Source organism: Janthinobacterium kumbetense, assembly GCF_023703445.1.
Lineage (GTDB): Bacteria > Pseudomonadota > Gammaproteobacteria > Burkholderiales > Burkholderiaceae_D > Janthinobacterium > Janthinobacterium kumbetense.
In genome coordinates this window covers 90,670-108,937 of the sequence record NZ_JAMQGR010000006.1, presented here as the reverse complement: position 1 = coordinate 108,937, position 18,268 = coordinate 90,670, and the positions used below count along the sequence as shown (strand labels likewise).

Sequence of the window (18,268 nt, the reverse complement as noted above, 5' to 3'; positions counted from 1 at the left end):
GGGCTACGGCCCGTTTTTTGCGTGCCCGCCCACAGCGCGCTTTTCCGCCTTGTTGTATCCTACGCGTACTTTCCGTCCGCGTGCCCGTCCTTCCGCCCCGCGACACCCCATTATTCAAAACAAAAGGTAACCATGAGTTTATCGAGGCTCATCGCCGGCTTCGTGCGTCAGCATTGGCCGGCGTATGCCGCCGCTGCCGTCATGCTGACAGGCGTGGCAACACTGACCGTCTGGATCCCGCGCCGCGTGGGCGCCATCATCGACGCCCTGGCCGCACACCGCATGACGGCGGCCGAACTGTGGCTTGAGCTGCTGACCCTGCTCGCCGTGGGCGTCGTCATTTACTTCCTGCGCGTGGGCTGGCGCATCACCCTGTTCAAGGCCGCCTACCAGCTGGGTGTGATGCTGCGCACGCGCTTCTACACGCGCATGTCGCAGCAAGGCGCGTCGTTTTACCAGAACCAGCGCACGGGTGACCTGATGGCGCTGGCGACGAACGACATCGACGCCATCGAAATGGCCGCCGGCGAAGCCATGCTGGCCGGCTTCGACGGCACCCTGACCCTGCTAATGGTGCTGGGCATCATGCTGCTGGGCGTGGACTGGCGCCTGGCCTGCATCGCCCTCCTGCCCTTCCCGCTGATGGGACTGGCCTTCTGGCGCATCTCCAGCCATATCCACACGGCGTCGACGGATTCGCTGAAACGCTTTTCCGCGCTGAACGACCATGTGCAGGAATCGCTGTCGGGCGTGCGCACCCTGCGCGCGCTGGGCCTGGAAGAGCGCAGCAGCAAGCAGTTTTCCACCCTGGCCGGCCACGCGGCCAACGCCAGCCTGACGGCGCAGCGCTGGGAAGCGGCGTACGAGCCGGCCGTCGGCCTGACCCTGACGGCCGCCACGGCGCTGACCCTGGGCCTGGGCGGCTACCTCGTGTGGCAAGACCAGCTGACCATCGGCGCGCTGACGAGCTTTTCCATGTACCTGGGCCAGCTGATCTGGCCCATGTTCGCCGCCGGCTGGGTGCTCTCGCTGATCGAACGGGGCCGCGCCGCCTGGCAGCGCCTGCAGCCGATGCTCGATGCGCCGCTGGCCATCGACGACCATGGCACTATTGATACGCTGACGCCCGGCCCCCTGCAATTGCAGGACATCGGCTTTGCGTACACAGGCCAGACGGCGCCCGCGCTGTCCGGCATCTCGCTGCGCCTGCAGCCGGGCCAGACCCTGGGCCTGGTGGGCCCCACGGGCAGCGGCAAATCGACCCTGCTGCGCGTGCTGCTGCGCCAGGTCACGCCGCAATCGGGCACGGCCACGTGGAATGGCCAGCCGCTCGACGCCTACACCCTGCATGCGCTGCGCGCTGCCATCAGCTGGGTGCCGCAGGAATCGTTCCTGTTTTCCGCCACCATCGCCGACAATATCGCCCTGGCCCGTCCCGGCGCCACGCGCGAGGAAGTGGAACGGGCGGCGCGGCTGGCCGACATCCATGCGGACATCTTGCAATTTCCCGACGGCTATCAGACCCACGTGGGCGAAAAGGGCATCACCCTGTCCGGCGGCCAGCGCCAGCGCGTGGCGATCGCCCGCGCCCTGCTGGCCGACAACGGCTTGCTGCTGCTCGACGATGCGCTGTCCGCCGTCGACACGGGCACGGAAACGCGCATCCTGCAGCACCTGGAAGAATTGCGCGCGCGCCGCCCCGAGCGCAGCGCCATCATCGCCAGCCACCGCCTGAGCGCCGTCGTCAACGCCGACCTGATTTTGGTCCTGCGCGACGGCCACGTGACGGAAACGGGCAACCACGACGCGCTGATGCAGCGCGACGGCTGGTATGCCAGCCAGTGGCGCTATCAACAACTGGAGGCCAGCCTCGATGCCATCTAAGAACGACCACGCCACCACCGCCACGCAATCCGTGCGCCGCCAGGCCGCGCAAGCCATCGGCCTGCTGCGCCGCGCCGCCGCGCCCGACCTGCGCCACCTGTACTGGGCCACGTTCTGGCTGATCCTCGCCGCCGCGCTGGAAGTGACGGGGCCGATCCTGGGCAAGGCCCTGATCGACCAACATCTGCTGCCGCGCAACCTGGACTGGACGCGCATGTCGCTGCTGCTGGGCGGCTGCCTGCTGACGGGCTGGGTCGCTTCCGGCCTGCGCTACCTGCAGCTGGTACGCCTGTCCGGCCTGGCCATGCGCTCGGTGCAGCGCCTGCGCGAAACCGTGTACCAGCACGTGCTGCGCCTGCCGATGAGTTTTTTCGACCGCGCCATCACGGGCCAGCTGGTCAGCCGCGTCACCAACGACACGGAAGCCGTGAAATCGCTGTACGTGCAAGTGCTGTTCGTCATCCTCGACAGCTCCATCGTGCTGGTCGGCACCATGGCCGCCATGGCCTTCCTCGACTGGCGGCTGATGCTGATCGTGCTGGCCCTGCTGCCGGCCGTGCTGGTCATCGTCTTCCTGTACCAGCGCTGGAGCGCGCCGGCCGTCACGCGCGCGCGCGCCCTGCGCAGCGAAATCAACGGGCAGATCGCCGAATCGATCGGCGGCATGAGCGTGCTGCAGGCGAATAACGCGGAAAAGCGCTTCGGCGCGCGCTTCACGGGCATCAACCAGGACCACTACACGGCGCGCATGCAGGAATTGCGCGCCAACGCCTGGCTGCTGCGCCCCGCGCTCGACATGCTCAACATCGTGCTGCTGGCCGTCGTCATCTTCAGCTTCGGCCGGCGCGAGATGGGCGCTGTGGAAGTGGGCGTGCTGTACGCATTCATCAGCTACATCGCGCGCGTGATCGAACCCTTGATCCAGATCACCATGCAGTTCAGTCAATTGCAGCAATCTGTGGTGGCGACGGCGCGCGTCTCGGCCCTGCTGGACGAAGCGCAGGCGCTCGAACACGCGCAGGGAAGGGAAACACCAGCCCTGCGGCAAACGAAAGCGGGCGTCGACCTGCCCGCCGTGGACATTTCCCGCCTGACGTTCGCCTACGTGGAAAACCAGCCCGTGCTGCACGACCTGTCGTTGACCATCCCGCAAGGCGCTTTCTTCGGCATCGTCGGCCACACGGGCAGCGGCAAGTCGACCCTGCTCTCCTTGCTGCTGCGCTTTTACCCCGTCACACAGGGCAGCATCGCCATCAACGGCGTCGCCCTCGACAGCATCGACAACGAGCATTTCCGCGCCGACGTGGGCCTGGTGCCGCAAGACCCCTTCCTGCTGGCCGCCTCGGCGCGCGAAAACATCGACATGGGCCGCGGCTACACGCAGCAGCAGATCGAGACGGCAGCGCGCGCCGCGCATGCGCACGACTTCATCGCCGCGCTGGAACACGGCTACGACACGCCGCTGGGCGAAGGCGGCTCGCGCCTGTCGTCCGGGCAGAAGCAGCTGATCGCCATTGCCCGCGCGCTGGCCGGCCAGCCGCGCATCTTGCTGCTGGACGAAGCGACGTCGCGCATCGATAGCCAGACGGAGCAGATCGTGCAGCTGGCCCTCAATGAATTGCGCGGCAAGGTGACCATCATCGCCATCGCCCACCGCCTGTCGACCATCCGCGAAGCCGACCGGATCATCGTCCTGAATCACGGCCGCATCACGGAAGCGGGGCCGCACGACGCCCTGATGCAGATCGAAGGCGGCCTGTACCAGCGCCTGTACCTGCTGCAGCAGCTGGCGCAGTAAGGGGCATTGTCAATGCCTGCCGTGTGCACTTTCGCAAATTTCTGCGCACCGCATGATATTTCTTGATTGCAACAGAATATAATCTGTTCAAGACAGGTGGTCATTGCGGGAGCGGGACGTTGGCAGGCAGACAGAGACGGGCATCATGGCGAAAGGCGCATTGGCTGCTGGTACTGGCCTGCCTGCTGCCGCCCGCCGTCCATGCCCAGTCCGGCAACCTGGAGCAGCAGATTGCCGCCGTGCGCGAGGATGGCCGCTTCGTGCCCGCGCGCGCCCTGCAGCGCCTGCAAGAGGTGGAAACGCAGGCGCGCAGCGCCCCCCTGCCCGTGCGCGCGGAATTCCTGACCCAGCTGAGCACCGTCCGCATGCGCCTGGGGCAGAACGATCTCGCCATGCAGCTGGCCGAAGAGCTGATCGCCTACGCCCGCGCCAACAAGAACGACGTGGCGCTGGCGAAAGGCGTGCTCTGCAAGGCCTACATCACGTTTGCCCTGAACGAACGCCGCGCCTCGCACCTGCTGGCCTTCGAAGCGGAACGCATCGCCAACCGCACGGACGACCTGCCCGTGCGCGTGCAGGCGACCATCAGCGCGGGCCAGTCGTGGGCCGAGGAAGGCAATTTCCCGTTTGCGCTGGCCAAGCTGCAGGCGGCCGTCGACCTGGCACGCCAGAGCAACTCCCCCACCAGCCTGGCCGCCGCCCTGAATGCCCTCACCCTGCTGTACACGCAGATGCGCGAATACGACAAGGGCTTCGCGGTGCTCGATGAATTGCTGGCCGTTTCCGGCACCCTGGCGTCGCCGGGCCGCATGGCGCAGGCGAAGAATACGGAATACGGGCTGGCGCTCGACGCGCAGCAGCCGCAGCGGGGCCAGCGCGCCCTGCTGGCGGCCCTGGCGCTGGAACGCCAGCTGGACGCGCGCGGCATGGTGGCCGTTACCCTCGTCAACCTGTCGGACAGCTACCTGAAGGAAGGCGACTACGCGCGCGCGCTGCGCTATGCGAATGAAGCCATCACGGCGGGGCGCCTGGTCAACAATGAACAGGTGGAGGCGACGGCGCGCCTGAACATCGGCCAGGCGCTGATCGGCCAGGGACGCCTGCAGGAAGGCAAGCAAAGCGTGGCCACGGGCCTGGCCTACTACGAACGCACGGCCAACCAGCCGGACATGCAGGCCGTGCTGCTGGAATACGGCACGGCGCTGGAAAAGGCGGGCGACCTGCGCGGCGCCGTGACGGCCTACCACCGCGAGCGGGGCATCTCGAACCAGTTGTTCGAGAAACAACGGCAAAAAGCCGTGTATGAGCTGCAAGAAAAGTATGAGGCGGAAAAGAAACAGCGCCAGATCGAGCTGCTGAGCCGCGAAAATCAGCTCAAGAGCACGGAAATCGACAACCGCCGCCTGCAGCAGCGCGTGTGGTGGCTGCTGGCGCTGGTACTGGCCATGGCGTCCGCCATCGTCGGTTTGCTGTACCGCAAGGTGCGCCACGCGAACGTGCAGCTGAAGGTGAAGAACCAGGAACTCAAGCGCCAGAGTTCGCGCGACCCGCTGACGGCCCTGTACAACCGCCGCCATTTCCAGGAATTCATGCGCAGCCATGCGGGCAAGCCGCAGCCGGCCTACGGCGGCGCCGATGTCGTGGGCGCGCTGTTCCTGCTCGATGTCGACCATTTCAAGCACATCAACGACCGTTACGGCCATGCCGCGGGCGACCTGGTGCTGACGACGATCGCCGAAACCTTGCACGACGTGTTGCGCGAAACGGACATGATCGTGCGCTGGGGCGGCGAGGAATTCCTCGCCTTCCTGCCGGCCGTCGCGCGCGACGGGCTCGACGATATCGCGCGGCGCATCCTCAACGGCATGGCGGCGCAGGTCATCCACTACCAGGGGCAGGCCATCCAGGTGCACGTCTCCGTGGGCTTTGCGCCCTATCCGCTGGCGCCGCTGGGACGCCCGCTCACGTGGGAACGCAGCGTCAACCTGATCGACATGGCGCTGTACCTGGCCAAGGCGCACGGGCGCAACCGGGCGTATGGCTTGCGCGGTTTTCAGCAGGTGGAAAGAACGACCCTGGAAGCGGTGGAACAAGACCTGGAACGCGCGTGGCGCGACGGCTTTGTCGATTTGAGCGTGGTGCTGGGGGGAACGGACGGGGGCGATACTGCCGCTGCAGGCGCTGCGACGCGGGGCAGCCAGGCTGGCGCCAGCGATGGCGTGACCGCAGCGGCCGTCACCTGACGACCGCTGCGGGGAGCGGACCGGCCGTGGCCGGCCCTGGCGATGTTATCGCGATGATTACTTGTGCGCGGCGTCCTGCATCTTTTCGCCCGCTTTTTCCACTTTCTTGCCGACGGCGTCGGCCGCTTCGCTCATTTTCTTGTCGGCGTCAGCGGCGACCTGGTCCATCTTGGCGCCCGTATCGGCAGCGGCCTGGCTCACGGCAGCGTCAGCCTTGGTAGCGGCGGCCTTGATGTCGGCTTCAGCCTTGGCAGCGGCCGCATCGATCTTCTGGCCAGCCTGTTCCGCAGGGCCTGCGGCGACATCGCTCTTCTTCTGGCAGGCAGCCAGTGCCACGACCATCATCCCGGCGGCGCATACGGTCATCCAATTTTTGCTTACTTTCATGATATTCCCTTTCATTGTTATCAAAAGACACAGATCAGTTCGCAATATACACCTGCCTAAAATTTTCTAGCGTGCGCTAACGCACATAAAAACACGCTTTTGTGGCGTAGTTGTAAGCAATGGTATCTTGATATTTTTTAGCCATGTTTTCCCTGCGCAGGATGGGGCGCCCGATAGCCATCCGTCAGGGTCTGCAGGAAGGCGATGACGTCGACGATCTCCGCGGCGCTCAGGGCGGGCGCCTGGCCCGGCTGGCGGTCGAACGGCGCTTCCACGTTCACGTTCGCTTCCATTCCCGGCGGCATATCGTTGTATTTTCGCACCTTGCCGTGCTTATCCTTTGGATACCATTTTTGCGGCGCCGTGTCGCGCTGCACGTAAAAACGCAGTACCTGTTCCAGGCTGGTAAAGCTGCCGTTGTGGAAAAACACCTTGCGCAGGGCGACGTTGCGCAGGGACGGCGTCTTGAAGCTGCCGCAATATTCCTTGTGCTGCGTCAAGTCGGTGCGGTCCGGGCCGCACAGTCCCAGGTCAAAGAACGCCGGGTCCGCATTGACTGGCAGCTTGCCGTTGCGCGGCACGCCGATATTGATCAAGCCGTAATCCGTAAATTGCGGGAAGGCGCCGCCGGCACTCACCTGGCTGATATGGCAGGAGGCGCAATTGCCCTTGCGTTCATCGTTGAACAGGGCCAGGCCGCGCGCTTCCTGCGGGCTCAGGACGGCCTGCTTGCGCAGCACGGCGTCGTACTTGCTCGTGTAGGGATAGAAGTCGGCCGGGCTTTCCTGGAACACTTCCAGCGACATCAGCGCCCAGCGCAGCGCCTGGCTCGGTTGCTCGAAAATATCCGCGCCATACGTCTGGCGGAACTGCGCCGCCAGCGGACCGGCCCGCAGCTTGGCGACGACGGCGGCCCCGTCGCGGTTGCCCATCTCGCGCGGCGACAGCAACGGCGCCAGCGCCTGCTCATGGCCGGACTGGGCACGGCCATCCCAGTTGCGCCCGCCCGTGGGACCCGCGTCGACGCTGTCGTCGCCATCGTCGTCGTGATAGTGCTCGCTGAAGGCGGGCGCCGTCTGCAGGTAGCGCAGCGAGGGCGCCGCGCGCGTGCCCGCATCCTTCAATTCCGGGCCGCCCAGCTGCACCGCCAGCCCGTTCGGCGGACCGTACGCATGCTCGGGACTGTGGCAGCTGGCGCACGCCAGCTTGCCCGACACGGACAGGCCGGGCTCGAAAAACATGGCGCGGCCCATGGCCGTCATAGCCGCCACCGATGGCTGGCGCTTCAGGCTCGGCGCGTAAGCCGCGGCCAGGTAGGCGGGCGCGGGGGCGGCCTGGGCTTCCGGCGGCGGCGGGGGCTGGCAGGCGGACAGCATGCAAAGGGCAAGCAGCAGAGGGGGTATCGTTTTCATCATGGGCTGGCAGCGTAGCAACGGCATGTGACAGCTGCGTGACAAAACCCCGCAAAACCTCATGTATCAAGTTCGTACATTACGTCATGTAACAGGCGCTGACATGTCACGCAGCTGACATATTGCCTGCCTAGCATGCGACGTTTTCCACCCAGAAGGCATGAACATGAACTTGCACGCAAAACCCTCCCTGCGGCCCCTGCCGTTGTTACTGTCGCTGGGCCTGGCCGCCTGCGGCAGCGACTATGCGATCACACCCGGCACCCAAGGCCAGGTGATCGGCAGCTACTATGAAAACGCCCAGGTGTGCCTGGAAAGCGCCACCGCCAAGCTGACGTGCGACAACGCCTCCGCCGCCGTGCGCACGGCCGCCGACGGCAGCTACACCCTCGATGGCCAGGGCGCCGTGCTGGTGACCATCGGCACGGACGCCATCCGCCATGAAGCCATCGGCGACGCCGGCAGCAAGGTGACGCAAAAACTGCTGCTGCGCGCTCCCGCCGGGCACAGCGCGTTTGTGAGCGCCCTGTCGACGGAACTGGCGCAAGTCATGGATGGCAACGGCGGCGACTTTGCGGCCGCCAGCAGCAAGCTGGCCGCGCGCCTGGGCGTGTCGGAAGCGGGCCTGGCGTCCGACTTCAACAAGGCCAGCGGCGACGAGCTGGCGAAACTGAAGGCGGAAAACGCCAGCGTGACGGCCTTGATCGCCAGCGCCAGCGCACAAGCGGCGCCCGCCGATGCGCTGGCCGCCCTGAACGGCGCCCTGGCGCTGAACAATATCCAGACCATCGTCGTCATCTACGCGGAAAACCGCGGCTTCGACAATCTGTACGGCCTGTTCCCGGGCGCGAACGGCGTGCCGGGCGTCAATCCCACGTCGACCTCCGCCTACGTGGCGCAGAAAGACTACGACGGCAGCACCCTGCCCGTGCTGCCGCCCACCTGGGGCGGCATGACGGCAGCCGGCCAGAGCACCGTCATCACCCAGGCGCAATCGGCCAACCTGCCGAACAAGCCGTTCCAGATCGACGACGCCGCCAGCCCCCTGTACCTGCCGCAATCGGTGATCACGCGCGACCTGGTGCACCGCTTCTACAACAACCAGATGCAGATCAACGGCGGCGCCAACGACAAGTTTACGGCCTATTCCGATGCGGGTGGTTTGAGCATGGGCTATTACGACGGCAGCAAGATGCAGCTGTGGGACATCGCCAGGCAATATGCGCTGGCCGACAACCTGTTCATCGGCGCCTTCGGCGGTTCCTTCCTCACGCACCAGTACCTGATCTGCGCCTGCGCCCCCACTTACCCGAACGCCGACACTTCGGTGGCCAAGGGTTCGATCGCCAAGATCGACGTCGATGCCAAGGGCAACTTCCTGCGCCTGACGCCGTCCGCCACGGCGCCGGGCACCGTCCTGAACGGCGCGCCCGCGTATGCCAACGACGGCGCGCTGACGCCGGCCGACAGCACGGGCATGTTCTATGCCGTCAACACCATGCAGCCGCCATTCCAGCCCAGCAGCAACGCGCCGGCGTCCGGCGACAGCAGCAAGCTGTATGCGGACACGGGCAAGGCCTCCACCCTGCCGCAGCAGACGCAGACGAATATCGGTGATTTGCTTTCAGGCAAGAACATCGACTGGGCCTGGTATGCGGGCGCCTGGAAAGACACGACGGCCCTGGCCACGGCCAGCGTGCGCGCCGGCAGCTTCCCGAATCCGCCGAACTTCCAGTTCCACCACCAGCCGTTCAATTACTTTGCGAATATGGACCCCGTGAAGGCGCCCGCCTACCGCGCCGCCCACCTGCGCGACTTCGACAGCCAGTTCCTCAGCGACGCGGGCGCCGGCAAGCTGCCGCCCGTGACCTTCTACAAGCCGCAGGGCAACTTGAACCAGCACGCGGGCTATGCCAGCGTGGCCGACGGCGACGCGCACATCGCCAGCGTCATCGCCCAGTTGAAGAAAAGTCCGCAGTGGAAGAACATGCTGGTCATCGTCACCTACGATGAAAACGGCGGCTTTTACGATCACGCGGCGCCGCCGAAGGGCGACCGCTGGGGTCCCGGCACGCGCGTGCCCGCCATCCTCGTCTCGCCCTACGTGAAAAAGGGTTTAGTTGATCATACGCAATACGATTCGGCTTCCATCCTGCGCGCCATCACGCACCGTTTTGCGTTGCCTGTGCTCGATGGCTTGAGCACGCGCGACAAGGCGCTGGTGGCCAACGGCGGCAAGCCGATGGGCGACTTCAGCGCGGCGCTGGCGCTGGTGCCGCAAGAGTAATCGCTCTCGCCGACAAGCGCGACGCCCGCACGGCCTGGCCGCGGCGAGCGTTTGACAGCCTAGCGCTACTGGCCCGGCACCGCATCGAGCAGCGAACGCTCGAGCAATTGCGACAACGCCGTGCGCAGCGTCTGCGTGCGCGCCGCCAGTTCCGGCCGTTTGTAGCGCTCGGCGGCGATCAGGCTGTTTTCCAGGCAAACCCGGTCCGAACGCGCCAGGCAGGCGTCGGCCAGGTCGAGCTGGGCGCTGGCCAGCGCCACTTTCACCTTGGCATCGAGTTCCAGGGTGTCGGGATCGTCGCCCCAGCGTTTCACGTAGGCGGCCAGGCGCGTGGCGGCCAGATCCGGCTTGCCTTCATCGAGGGCCTGGCTGACGCTGTCCTGCAGCGCCGTCCACGCCTGTGCCCGCTGCTGTTGCCTGTCGCAGGCGGCGGCGGACTTGGTAATGCTTGCCTGCAAACGTTTCAGGTGCGCGGCGGGCGCCTTGGCGCTTTTCAGCACGGCCAGCGCGCTGCGCGCCCCGTCCAGGTCGCACTGCGCCGCCAGCGCCGTGGCGGCCTCGACCTGTTCCGCCACGCTGGCCGGCTTGTCGGCGGGCTTGTTGAAGAACCAGATGCCGGTCAATACCACTGCCGCCGCGATCCACGTGCGCAAGCGCACGGGCGGGCGCGGTGGCGGCACCGAACCCTTGACAGCCGGTTTCGCGGGCGGCGCCTTGGCCGGCGCGGCAGGTGCGGCAGGCGCTGGCGGGACGGGCTTGGGCGCGGGTGCGGACTGCGGCGCGGGCTGCGGCATTGGAGCAGGCGCAGGCGTGGGAGGCGCGACGGGCACGGGCGGCGGCATGCGCGGCACCGGCGGCGCCACGGCTTTCTCCAGGACAGGCGCTTGAGCTATCTGGCGCGCGCCGCAAAACGGGCAATGCGCCACGCGCAGCGGCAAGGTCCGGCCGCAAGCGGCGTTGATGCAAACGTCATTCACTGTTTCAAGCACATTCCAACCTTTTCCTGGAGTCATTCCACTGCGTTCTGCCGCAATATTACCTTACGCAAGCACGGCAACGGCGCAACGGCGCCGTGTTTCATGGCCTTGATACCGATCAAAAAGCATCCGCCGCAGCGGTCTAAGCTACCAGCAGCGGCCAAGGACAAGGAGAACGCCATGCCAGCCCACCTGATCATCGAAGACGGCCAGCCCTGGTGGTGGGACAGCGCGGATATCTGGGGCGTGCCGGGCAATGATCCGAATGGCCCGCCCGGCGCCCCCATCGCCGGCACCAGCAATTACCTGTGGGGCCGCGTGCACAACACGGGCAACAGCGCCTCGAACGGCGTGCGCGTGGACTTTTACTGGGCCGACCCTTCCGGCCAGATCGCCGTCGGCGCCGCCACGCAGATCGGCTCCGCGTTTGCCGACTTGCCGCCGGGCGCCACGCAGGAAGTGCTGTGCCTGGTTCCCTGGGTCCCCGTCATCGTCAATGGCGGCCACGAATGCCTGCTGGCCGTGGCCCACGGCGCGGGCGACATCAACCCGCTGCCCGATCCCCTGCCCAACGGCTTTCCCTTCCAGCCCACCTTGCACGAGCAGATTGCCCAGCGCAATGTCACCGTGGTGCTGGCGGCAAGGCGCGCGCAATCGCTGGCCATCGCGGTGGCGGCCCTGCCCCGCACAACGAAAAAAGTGGAATTGCAGATTGAGCAGGGCGGCGAGCTGCCGGAACACCTGCTGGCCACCCTGGGACTCGAGCGCTGGCAGCCGGCCAGGGACGCCCGCCTGATAGCGGGCCTGGCGCGCACGCCCCACTGCAATGGCGATGCGCCCGGCGAGCAAAAGCTGGCGCTGGAAGTGCCGCGCGGCCAGGCGCAGGCCGTGTACCTGAGCGTGCGCGCCGAAGCCTTGCCGCCGCGCCAGTATGCGCTGCTGCGCGTACTCGAAACCCAGGAAGGCAAGCTCATGGGCGGCATCACGTATATCGTCACCGACCTCGAGAAAGAGCAAGCGCAAGACCAGCAAAGCCCCGAGGAGCAAGCATCATGAGCGCTACCCCCCTGCAGGTGCTGACGCGGCCGTTCGCGATCGAGCCCGTCACCAACATCATGCTGCCCGATGGCATCTTCGACAATGCCATCTATGGCTTGCGCATCGCCGCCCACGTCACCAATATGTCCAGCAGCGCCCTGAACAATGTCACCGTGTACCTGGAAAGCGTGGGCGACCCCGGCATCGTGCCCGTGGCGCGCACCTTCTTCTTTGCCAGCATCCCGGCCGGCGCGGCCATGCTGGTGATGTGGGATGCCGATTTCCAGCATGCGGCGCCCGGCAAGAGACTCGTCAGCTTCGTCGCCAAGGCGGACGGCTACCTGCCGCACCGCTCGATCCAGCAAATCTTCGTCTCGCAGACGCGCTTCGACAGCGCCACCAACACGTACACGTGCACGGTCGAGGAAGGCACCCTGGAACTGTCCAAGCCGCAAGGCCACCTGCCGGGCAAGCGCTGGGGCAGCACGGGTACAGATGGGAAAGGTGGGGCAAATGCGTGCCGCTGCCCGCCCGGCCTGGGGCCCATCGTGCCGACCGGCATGACCCTCGTCTGGACGCCGAACCCCGCCTATGCGGGCACGCATGGCGAGCTGCCGTTTTCCGACCCGTGGTGGAAGATACTCGCCATCATCATCGCCATCATCGCCGCCCTGGTGGCCATCATTTCGGCCGCGCTCGGTTCCGGCAAGGCCAGCTTCAGCGTGGGCGGTCCGTTCGAGGAAACCGATCCCAGCGTCGACTGCTGCTCGCTGGAAGGGGCCGGCTCGGGCCAGCCCGAATTCACGGTGGCGGGCGTGGCCTCGGCCATCGCCTCGGGCGCCATCGCCGTCGCCTGCTCCGATATCGCGGACCCGTTCTGGCGTGGCCAGGAAGCAACACCACCGGCCGCCGGCGAACTGACCCTGGCCGAGCGCGTGGTGGCGAAATGGGTGTTGCCGGAAGCGCCGAACGCGGGCCTGCCCTACACGGCCGACATCAGCTGGGAGTACGAGCGCTTCACCACGGGCGCCACCTACCAGCATGCCGTGAGCGAAACGCAGGTCAACATCCACCTGGCGGGGCCCGTGGAAACGGATACGCCCGCCGTCGTGCAAGCCTACGAACCGCTGTGGCTGCGCGCCAGCTTCAAGCGCGACAATGGCAATGTGTTCCGCGGTACAGAGCTGTATGCCTTCGTGCTGTTCCAGGCGCCGCAGGGACTGTATTTCGTCGAATCGCTGACCGATGACGGCCTGGGCTTCGATCCGGGCGCCAACGATGGCGTCTACGCAGGCAGCCTGGACTTGAAGCGCGCTTACCGCACCTTGCTGCAATATGATCAAAAGGTCTACGGCACCTGGCGCGTCTTCGTTTTCGCCCAGGACGTCAACCTGACCAAGCCCGGCACGCCGCCCGAAATCGCCGCCCAGCACATCGGCGGCATGTTCGTCGCCAGCGCCATCGAAATCACCTTCGACGACACCCTGCCCTGCCCGCTCAAGGCGCAGGCGAATATCGTCGTGGTGTAGTGATAAGCGAGGTCAGGCGTAGGTCGCGCAGGTCGGATTAGCGCCAGCGGCGCCATTGGATACTCATGCGCGCAGACCAGGAGCCGCTGAGAAAATGCGCAGGGCCAGGTGCCGCCCCGAAGACAGTACTTCAGTACAGCGAGGTAAATGCAGGGCAGGCAACAACGCCGAGGGCGTTGTATCAGCCGCTCTTAAACTTTAACGCTTTCAGGTTTCGCTATCACCGTGCGCGGAATGATATCCGTTGCCGGGCAAGTCTCCATCGCATCCGAATACGCGAGCCAGCGCTGCAGGCTTTCCATGCGGCGGATGGTGATGCCCTTGCCATTGATATAACCGATCTGCTCGAAATTGGCGGGGCTGGTGGTCAGTTTCGACACGGTGGGCGCATTGTCGACCAGGCGGTCGTAGGCCTTGCGCGCCTTGTGTTCCCACTTGGCCAGCACGGGATCGTCAAAGCGGTTGCTTTCAAAATACACGGTGATGGTACGGTCGTGGTTGGCAAAGCCGACGATGGCCGCACCCTTGCGTATGGTCAACAGGACATCTTCCTTGACGCCCGTGACGGGAACGAAGACGGCGGCGCGCCCATCCGTATCCGGCCGCTCCATGGGAATATCTTGTCCGATTATGCTCATCACTTCACACTCTTCATCATCGCCTGTTGGCTTGTTGTCCCTGCATCACTGGAAGCGAGCCGCCGTGCGCATGCGTTTGCCGCTGCGCCGGGCCACTCCCAGGCTCGCTGCCATGCCCTGCAATACCATTTATCAAATAATACATTGCCGGAAAGCACTACACAAGTAATCAGGGGCGCGGCAGCCGCCTGCCCTCCGCCGGATGGGGAATGGTGTGGCCAGTGGCAATCACCTTATAATGCTGCGATTACTTCACGTCCCCCACCTCCGCACCATGACGCTTCCCGAGAATGACACCAGCCGGCTCGACGCCATCAGCGCCGCCGCCACCGAAGTGGCCGCGCAAAACGTGGCCGACCTGCTGGCCATGGCCATCTGCCACCGCCCCGACGAACCGGCCCTGATCGTCTGCGACAAGCGCAGCTGGCTCAATGTCGTGCTGACGGAAGCGTATCGCCAGGCCTTGCCGGACGCCGCCTTCATCGATTTCGACGACGTCACGCCCGACGCCGTGCTGGCCGCGTTTGCCGAACTGCCTTCCGGCAGCCTCGTCGTGCTGATCCAGTCGACCAGCTTCCGCCTGGAAGCGTTCCGCATCCGCATCGAGCTGTTCAAGCGGGGGCTGAAGGTCATCGAACACGTGCACCTGTCGCGCATGCCCGGCGTGCAGGGCTTGCATTACATCGCCTCGCTGGCCTACGACCCCGCCTATTACCGCGGCGTGGGCCATGCGCTCAAGGCGCGCATCGACGGCGCCCGTCACGGCATGGTCGACAGCGGCGGCGAGCAGCTGGTCTTCGCTTCCCCGTTCGAATCGGCCAAGCTCAATATCGGCGACTACAGCGGCATGAACAATATCGGCGGCCAGTTCCCCCTGGGCGAAGTGTTTACGGAAGCGCAGGACCTGGAAGCCGTCAATGGCCGCGTGCGCATCTTTGTTTTCGGCGACACACACTTCATGGTCAACCGCCCCGACACGCCGATCACCCTGATCATCGAAAAGGGGCGCGTGACGGGCACGGAAAACGCCACGCCGGAATTTACCGCCATGCTGGAGATCATCCGCGCGCACGAAGGCGAAGTGTGGGTGCGCGAACTGGGCTTCGGCATGAACCGCGCCTTTTCGCGCGAGCAGCTGGTCAACGACATCGGCACGTATGAACGCATGTGCGGCATCCATCTGTCGCTGGGCGCCAAGCACGGCGTCTACGCCAAGCCGCAATTCAAGCGCAAGGATGCGCGCTACCACGTCGATATCTTCGCCGTCACGCAAGCCGTTTATCTGGACGACGAGCGCGTGTACGCGGATGGCGCGTGGACGGTGGAACCCGTCGCACTCAATTGAGCCTCAGCTGAAAAATCCTGCCGCCGCCAGCTCGCGGTCCCACGGCGGCACGGGCTGGTATTCGGCCACCAGGAAATCGATCAGCGCGCGTACCTTGGGCGAGGGCTGGCGGCTGGCAGGATACAGGGCGCTCAAGTGATTCAGGGGCAGCTCCCAGCCGGACAGCACGGGTACCAGGCTGCCATCGAGCAGGTTGCGCCAGGCGAGGAACGTGGTGCTGTAGACGATGCCGAGTCCCCGCTGCGCCGCCTGGTGCAGCACCAGGCCATTGTTCGCCGTAAAACCCGCCTGCACGCGCACACTCACCGCTTCTTGCCGGTCTCCCTCGCCGCGCTGGAAATGCCAGTTCGTGCCATCCGTCAGGTGGCTGAAATGCAGGCACTGGTGCTTCAATAGCTCTTGCGGCGTCTGCGGCACGCCCCATTGCGCCAGGTAGGCGGGACTGGCGCACAGCACGGCGCGGCACGGCGCCAGCGGACGCATGGCCAGAGCACTGCTGTCCGGGATGCCGCCCACGCGTATCGTCAAGTCAAAACCGTGGCGTATGGGGTCGAGCAGCGCATCGTCGACAAACAATTCGGCCTGCACCTGGGGGTGCAGCAAACTGAAACGGGCGACGGCGTCGGCCAGCCACGCGCTGCCGAAACTCGATGGCGCCTGGATGCGCAGCGGCCCGGCCAGCTCCGCCCCGGCTCCCGCCTGCGCCACGTGCGCCACCATGCGCGCCGCTTCCTGCGCCTGGCTGACGGTGGCCATGCACGGTGCCAGGTAGGCGCGGCCCGCGTCCGTCAGGCTCACTTCGCGCGTGGAGCGGTGCAGCAGGCGCGCATGCAGGCGTTCTTCCAGCTGCATGATGGTCTTGCTGACCATGGCGCGCGTCAGTCCCAGGCGCTGCCCGGCCACCGTAAAGCTGCGCTGGCGCGCCACTTCGACAAAGATTTCCATCGCTTTTAGTTGATCCATGTCAAAGATTGTCTTCGCTTTGGCGACAATCTGTCAACCGCAGGGCGATTGTTTGCCGCCTTCGCCCATCCTACAATGGCGCTTTCCATTGACCTCCGGAGCCGCCGCCATGCTAACGATCGAACAACAAGAACAATACCAACGCGACGGCTACATCATCCTGCCCGATTTCAAGGGCGCCGATGAAATCGCCGCCTTGCGCGCGCGCGCCGAGCAGATTGTCAACGAATTCGATCCCAGCGTCAGCCAGTCCATCTTCACCACGCGCGACCAGGCGAAGAACACCAACGATTATTTTCTCGCTTCCGACAACACCATCCGCTGCTTCTTCGAGGAAGAGGCGTTTGGACCGGACGGCCAGCTGAAGCAGGCCAAATCCCTGTCGATCAACAAGATCGGCCACGCCATGCATGACCTGGACCCCGTCTTCCGCAGCTTTTCGGCCGACCCGAAGCTGGCAGCAGTGGCGCGCGACCTGGGCCTGGCGGATGCGCAGGTGTGGCAATCGATGTACATTTTCAAGCAGCCCGGCATCGGCGGCGAAGTGCGCTGGCACCAGGACGCCACGTATTTCGCGACCACGCCCATCAGCGTGACCACCTTCTGGTTCGCGCTGGAAGACGCCACCCTGGACAACGGCTGCCTGTGGGCGGAACCGGGCGGCCACCGCGGCCCGCTGCGCGAACGCTTCATCCGTAACGGCGACCAGGTGCGCGTGGAAAAACTCGACGCCACGCCATGGCCCGACGACAGCACGGCCGTCCCGCTCGAAGTCAAGGCCGGCGCCCTCGTCTGCTTCCATGGCTTGCTGCCCCATTACAGCGCGCCGAACCGCTCGCCCGTCTCGCGCCACGCCTACACCCTGCACGCCACCGACGGCCAGACGGAATACGCGGCCCACAACTGGATCCAGCGCGACGACGCCTTCCCCGTGCGGGGCTTCGTCTGATGCGCATCGACATCTTTGCCGCCCACTGGGGCAATAATGACCTGCCGCCCGACGTCTTCATCGACAAGGTACTGGCGGCCGGCTTCGACGGCATCGAAATGTCGCTGCCGCTGGACGTCGCCCTGCGCGAAGAGTGGACGGGGCGCATCGCCAAGGCGGGACTGCAGTTGATCGCCGCGCAGTGGGAAACCGTGTTCCACAGCGACTTCGATCTGCACCGCGCCGCCCTGGCCGAACTGCTGGAAAACGCCTGTTTGGCGCGCCCCGTGCTGGTCAACACCCATACGGGCAAGGATTTCTATACGCCGGCGCAAAACGCGCAGCTGCTCGACCTGGCCGCCGCCATCTCGGAAAAGCACAGCGTGCCCATCGTGCACGAAATCCACCGCAGCCGCTTCAGCGGCCATCCGATGCTGCTGCTGCCGTATCTGCAGCAGTATCCCGAGCTGCCCTTGACGGCCGACCTGTCGCACTGGTGCTGCGCCTGCGAATCGCTGCTGGAAGACCAGCCGCAGACCCTGGCGCAGGTGCTGCCGCTGGTGCGCCACGTGCATGCGCGCGTGGGCCATGCGCAAGGGCCGCAGGTCGCCGACTTCCGCGCACCGGAAGCGAAACCGGCACTCGACGCCCACCTGGCCTGGTGGGATGCCATCGTCGCCCTGCGCCGCGCGGCCGGTGCCGAGCGCATGACGTTCACGCCGGAATTCGGCCCCGCGCCGTACACGCAAACGCTGCCCTGGACGCAGCAGCCCGTGAGCGACGCATGGGAACAGAACGTCGCCATGCTCGATCTGCTGCGCACGCGCTACGCCGGCTAA

14 protein-coding genes are annotated in these 18,268 nt (G+C 65.7%); 9 read left to right on the top strand and 5 right to left on the bottom strand.

The window, feature by feature from the left end; genetic code table 11:
* Window positions 1–132: 132 nt before the first annotated feature.
* The 3 genes from NCG91_RS17550 to NCG91_RS17540 all read left to right on the top strand — a co-directional run bounded on the left by NCG91_RS17550 (window position 133) and on the right by NCG91_RS17540 (window position 5,925).
* The gene (locus NCG91_RS17550) at window positions 133–1,884 is read left to right on the top strand and encodes an ABC transporter ATP-binding protein (RefSeq protein ID WP_251350610.1); all 1,752 of its coding nucleotides are present in this window, start codon (window positions 133–135) and stop codon (window positions 1,882–1,884) included.
* Complete coding sequence (locus NCG91_RS17545) at window positions 1,874–3,682, top strand: ABC transporter ATP-binding protein (protein ID WP_251350609.1); 1,809 nt, start codon at window positions 1,874–1,876, stop codon at window positions 3,680–3,682. Before NCG91_RS17550 ends, NCG91_RS17545 begins: the two co-directional genes overlap by 11 nt.
* Before the next feature lie 119 nt (window positions 3,683–3,801).
* Window positions 3,802–5,925: a sensor domain-containing diguanylate cyclase gene (locus NCG91_RS17540; RefSeq protein ID WP_354004625.1), complete on the top strand. Its 2,124-nt coding sequence runs from the start codon at window positions 3,802–3,804 to the stop codon at window positions 5,923–5,925.
* A 57-nt stretch (window positions 5,926–5,982) separates the two neighbouring features.
* Here NCG91_RS17540 and NCG91_RS17535 read toward each other — a convergent pair whose 3' ends face one another.
* Together NCG91_RS17535 and NCG91_RS17530 are read right to left on the bottom strand one after the other, a co-directional pair.
* On the bottom strand, window positions 5,983–6,312 hold the full coding sequence (locus NCG91_RS17535) for a hypothetical protein (protein ID WP_077408123.1): 330 nt from the start codon (window positions 6,310–6,312) through the stop codon (window positions 5,983–5,985).
* Between the two features lie 137 nt (window positions 6,313–6,449).
* Window positions 6,450–7,724 carry a cytochrome-c peroxidase gene (locus tag NCG91_RS17530; protein ID WP_251350742.1) on the bottom strand — a complete coding sequence of 425 codons (1,275 nt, stop codon included), beginning with the start codon at window positions 7,722–7,724 and terminating at the stop codon, window positions 6,450–6,452.
* 166 nt (window positions 7,725–7,890) lie between these two features.
* Here NCG91_RS17530 and acpA point away from each other — a divergent pair, with 166 nt between their 5' ends.
* Window positions 7,891–10,011, top strand: a complete 2,121-nt coding sequence (acpA, locus tag NCG91_RS17525; protein ID WP_251350607.1) for an acid phosphatase — start codon at window positions 7,891–7,893, stop codon at window positions 10,009–10,011.
* A gap of 65 nt (window positions 10,012–10,076) precedes the next feature.
* Here the strand turns inward: acpA and NCG91_RS17520 are convergent, their stop codons facing one another.
* Window positions 10,077–11,000, bottom strand: coding sequence for a hypothetical protein (locus NCG91_RS17520; protein ID WP_251350606.1), 924 nt, complete (start codon window positions 10,998–11,000; stop codon window positions 10,077–10,079).
* Between the two features lie 168 nt (window positions 11,001–11,168).
* Between NCG91_RS17520 and NCG91_RS17515 the strand changes: the two genes are divergently transcribed.
* Both NCG91_RS17515 and NCG91_RS17510 read left to right on the top strand, forming a co-directional pair.
* Window positions 11,169–12,044 (top strand): hypothetical protein, encoded by an 876-nt coding sequence (locus NCG91_RS17515; protein ID WP_251350605.1) that lies wholly within the window; start codon window positions 11,169–11,171, stop codon window positions 12,042–12,044.
* Window positions 12,041–13,555, top strand: coding sequence for a hypothetical protein (locus NCG91_RS17510; RefSeq protein ID WP_251350603.1), 1,515 nt, complete (start codon window positions 12,041–12,043; stop codon window positions 13,553–13,555). The genes NCG91_RS17515 and NCG91_RS17510 overlap by 4 nt, the downstream gene beginning before the upstream one ends.
* A 191-nt stretch (window positions 13,556–13,746) precedes the next feature.
* On the opposite strand, the gene NCG91_RS17505 is transcribed toward NCG91_RS17510, so the two are convergent.
* Window positions 13,747–14,166, bottom strand: coding sequence for a hypothetical protein (locus NCG91_RS17505; RefSeq protein WP_077408133.1), 420 nt, complete (start codon window positions 14,164–14,166; stop codon window positions 13,747–13,749).
* A gap of 301 nt (window positions 14,167–14,467) precedes the next feature.
* Here NCG91_RS17505 and NCG91_RS17500 point away from each other — a divergent pair, with 301 nt between their 5' ends.
* Entirely contained in the window at window positions 14,468–15,538 is a 1,071-nt protein-coding gene (locus tag NCG91_RS17500; protein WP_251350601.1) for a M29 family metallopeptidase, read from the top strand.
* Window positions 15,539–15,541: 3 nt separating this feature from the next.
* Here NCG91_RS17500 and NCG91_RS17495 read toward each other — a convergent pair whose 3' ends face one another.
* Window positions 15,542–16,501, bottom strand: coding sequence for a LysR family transcriptional regulator (locus tag NCG91_RS17495; protein ID WP_251350599.1), 960 nt, complete (start codon window positions 16,499–16,501; stop codon window positions 15,542–15,544).
* Between the two features lie 109 nt (window positions 16,502–16,610).
* On the opposite strand from NCG91_RS17495, the gene NCG91_RS17490 reads away from it, so the two are divergent.
* Entirely contained in the window at window positions 16,611–17,450 is an 840-nt protein-coding gene (locus tag NCG91_RS17490) for a phytanoyl-CoA dioxygenase family protein (RefSeq protein WP_251350598.1), read from the top strand.
* Window positions 17,450–18,268, top strand: coding sequence for a sugar phosphate isomerase/epimerase family protein (locus tag NCG91_RS17485; protein WP_251350596.1), 819 nt, complete (start codon window positions 17,450–17,452; stop codon window positions 18,266–18,268). The genes NCG91_RS17490 and NCG91_RS17485 overlap by 1 nt, the downstream gene beginning before the upstream one ends.